Raw genomic sequence first — 2871 nt, forward strand, 5'->3', positions numbered from 1 at the left:
GTATATAATCACCCAAACTCTCCCTGATAATCGATTTGAACACCCGATGAAAATGGTATTTTGAAAAACCTGCAACTTTTGAGAGTTCTTCCAATGTCATTTCGCTTTGACTATTGTTTTCAATATACAAAATAACTTTATAAACACTCTTGAGATAATCGTCTTTGGTTATCTGTTTCATCTGTCCTCTTCTAATGCGTTAGGAAATTGTAGGGTAATAGCAAAATGAAAACTACTCCAAAGTTGCTCTTTTTGTATATCAACTATACATCAGCCATCAAATCATAAAACTCAGCCAAATATATCATTTAATCTTTAGGTGTGAGTTCTATATCTAGCCCTGTTCTCCTTACACTCATATATATCGTAGGAAAATTTCATACCGTTATTTTCTCCCAAATAAACAGCTAAATTTATATTGATTTCATCATACTCGATATGCTAAAGTAGCGAAAATCAATCCCATAGATAATGCAAACGGGGTATAAAAATGGGTATCATAATATGCGAACTCAGATGATTTTATTTTTTTAAACAACCCAACCGCATTAAACTCACCGATACCTCGAAGTGTAAATATCACCGATAGTACCCATCCGCTAATGATGAAATAATTCCGATAGTGTGACGAAGACAAATCATAGAAATAGAGTATATAAGCGACAAAAGCGAAACAAAATAAAGCTATTCCTACCATAACGGTAGCTATTTTTCCTGGGTTAATTAATCACTGTCCATTCTCTGTCGGTATCGCTTGTTCAGCTGCGAATTTTCCGCCAAATGCCCAATAAAAATGGAGCAATCCGATCAGGCACAACACAACAATAACAAGAGTTGCTAGAATACTCATATTTTTCTAACCTGTTTTAGTCTGTACTTCACCATTTCTGAACATTTCATCATATCACTTGTGTTGCAAAGGCTAAAACATACCCGTTGATGTCACGGATATAAAATTCTCGCATCCCATACCATGTTGTCTCTATAGGTTTGATGATCTCCACTTTAGGCGCAATCGTCTCATACCATCCATCGACATCATCAACACGGATGTAAAACGTCACCGATGCACCGATGTCTGTAAAAAAGTCACCCACATCTTCACGCAAACTCTCATCTTGTTGGAGCATTATCTCCACCCCGCCTGATTGCACCATTGCAAAAAGGTAGCGCTTGCCCTCTTCCAACTCAGGGCTAAAACTGCTTTTATCCTCAGAAACCGCCATAATAGGGGTAAAACCCAAAATATCTCGATAATACGCGATACTTTCACCTATATCTCTCACAGCTAGATTGACGATCAAGTTTTGCATGAATTCCCTTTTTTCACAATTATAATACAGATTTAATGTGACTTTAGTCACAGAACTCCCCCACCACTCTGTCCTACAATTCAACTGCATCAAAAATGCTAAATTCAAATAGGAGGGGTACTATGAACCTCAAAATGTTTATGACGGGAATGTTGGGGATGATGTTGGCGATTTCAAGCGCTGAAGCAGGTGGATGTAATACTGACGCGCCAAAGAGTATGGTAATTACCATCACTGAGGGATCAATCGTTAAAGCCGGATTTGGTTTAGCTGTCGCTAATGCTATGCAAGATGCGGGGGTTCAAAGTACTGTTTTTATCGCAGCCGATGCGGTCAATTTCGCTCTCAATAAAGGAACTCAGCCTAAATTTGCCGGTGCAACTCCTAAAGAACTTATGACCGGATTGATTCGCAAAGGGGGGCACGTCAAAATCTGTGAAGGTTTTGTTAAACTAGGAGGAATCAAAAAGTCAGATATTGTTGAAGGCGTTGAGATCGCTGCTCCGGCTGATCTAGCAGGTGCTTTATACGCTCCAAACGCACAATCAATGACATTTTAATCACACTAAGCTATACTTTTTCAAAGTGAAAGGGGAAATCATGGAGCTGGATCATTATCAGTTTTTTAAGTTATTAGAGCCTGAATCGCTTGAAAAAGTACGCTCAGAAGCCAAAAAAGTCTCTTTGGGTGTCGGAACATTTCTCTATTACCAAGGCGATATTAATCAAGGGATTCTTTTTCTGACAAAAGGGTGTGTTAAAGTCTTCCTCCATGCCGATGAAATCGGCAAAGGGGAAATCACCCTCTACTATATCACTCCGGGTGAACAGTGTCTCGTCAATACACTCACTCCGGCCACTGCTACTGCTATTGTCGCTGAGAGTATCGAAGGATGGCTTGTACCTACCGATACAATTCGCTGGCTCATCAATAATTCTCCCGCATATCGTAATTTTAAAATCTCATTTTGTGCTGAACGGCTTACTCAAATCATGCATCTCGTCGAAGAACTCCGATTTAAGGATGGATCAACGTCTCCTTAATTGGCTCTATGTCCAGGGGCGCGATACCATTTTAACTACTCATGAGCAAATCGCTCTCATACTCGGTACATCTCGTCAAGTAATCAGCCGTATCCTCAAAAATCTCGAAAAAGAGGGAATCGTAACGGTTGGCAGAGGATGGATAAAAGTTTGTGAGAATCCAACATGTCAATAGTCACACATACTTCTCCACCTTATTACGCCGTTATCTTCACCTCTATCCGGACCGACGCAGAATCTTATAGTGCTATTGCCGAGCACGTTTTAGAAGAAGCAAAAAAGCAAAAAGGATTTTTAGGCTTCGAATCAGCCCGAAATGAGATCGGAATTTCTGTATCGTATTGGAGTGATTTGGAGTCCATACACACATGGAAAGAACAAACGCTTCACAAAAAAGCTCAAGCAATGGTCAAGCACCCAATAGGTTTCTTGCAATATCACACAATAGACTTCTTGCATAACCTCAAAAGCGGTTCAGAAATTGCTTTAGAGTGGTATGGAAAAATACGAGAGA

At 39.7% G+C, this 2871-nt stretch carries 8 protein-coding genes; 4 read left to right on the top strand and 4 right to left on the bottom strand.

What is annotated here, in order from left to right; all coding sequences use genetic code 11:
* From WA010_RS08130 to WA010_RS08145, 4 genes are all read right to left on the bottom strand, one after another.
* Positions 1 to 181: AraC family transcriptional regulator (locus WA010_RS08130; protein WP_422556627.1), on the bottom strand; the 181-nt coding region annotated here is incomplete at its 3' end.
* Positions 182 to 427: 246 nt separating this feature from the next.
* Positions 428 to 724: a DUF3995 domain-containing protein gene (locus tag WA010_RS08135; RefSeq protein ID WP_422556634.1), complete on the bottom strand. Its 297-nt coding sequence runs from the start codon at positions 722 to 724 to the stop codon at positions 428 to 430.
* Between the two features lie 3 nt (positions 725 to 727).
* A complete protein-coding gene (locus WA010_RS08140) occupies positions 728 to 850 on the bottom strand; it encodes a hypothetical protein (RefSeq protein ID WP_422556628.1) in 123 nt (40 codons plus the stop codon).
* A 49-nt stretch (positions 851 to 899) separates the two neighbouring features.
* Positions 900 to 1313 (bottom strand): VOC family protein, encoded by a 414-nt coding sequence (locus tag WA010_RS08145; protein ID WP_422556629.1) that lies wholly within the window; start codon positions 1311 to 1313, stop codon positions 900 to 902.
* A 122-nt stretch (positions 1314 to 1435) separates the two neighbouring features.
* On the opposite strand from WA010_RS08145, the gene WA010_RS08150 reads away from it, so the two are divergent.
* The 4 genes from WA010_RS08150 to WA010_RS08165 all read left to right on the top strand — a co-directional run.
* Positions 1436 to 1873, top strand: a complete 438-nt coding sequence (locus WA010_RS08150) for a DsrE family protein (RefSeq protein WP_422556630.1) — start codon at positions 1436 to 1438, stop codon at positions 1871 to 1873.
* Between the two features lie 40 nt (positions 1874 to 1913).
* Positions 1914 to 2357, top strand: coding sequence for a Crp/Fnr family transcriptional regulator (locus tag WA010_RS08155; protein WP_422556631.1), 444 nt, complete (start codon positions 1914 to 1916; stop codon positions 2355 to 2357).
* Positions 2338 to 2532 carry a Crp/Fnr family transcriptional regulator gene (locus WA010_RS08160; RefSeq protein ID WP_422556632.1) on the top strand — a complete coding sequence of 65 codons (195 nt, stop codon included), beginning with the start codon at positions 2338 to 2340 and terminating at the stop codon, positions 2530 to 2532. The genes WA010_RS08155 and WA010_RS08160 overlap by 20 nt, the downstream gene beginning before the upstream one ends.
* Positions 2523 to 2871: antibiotic biosynthesis monooxygenase family protein (locus WA010_RS08165; RefSeq protein ID WP_422556633.1), on the top strand; the 349-nt coding region annotated here is incomplete at its 3' end. The genes WA010_RS08160 and WA010_RS08165, both read left to right, overlap by 10 nt.

Source organism: Sulfuricurvum sp. (genome assembly GCF_049305995.1).
In the GTDB taxonomy this organism is placed as follows: domain Bacteria; phylum Campylobacterota; class Campylobacteria; order Campylobacterales; family Sulfurimonadaceae; genus Sulfuricurvum.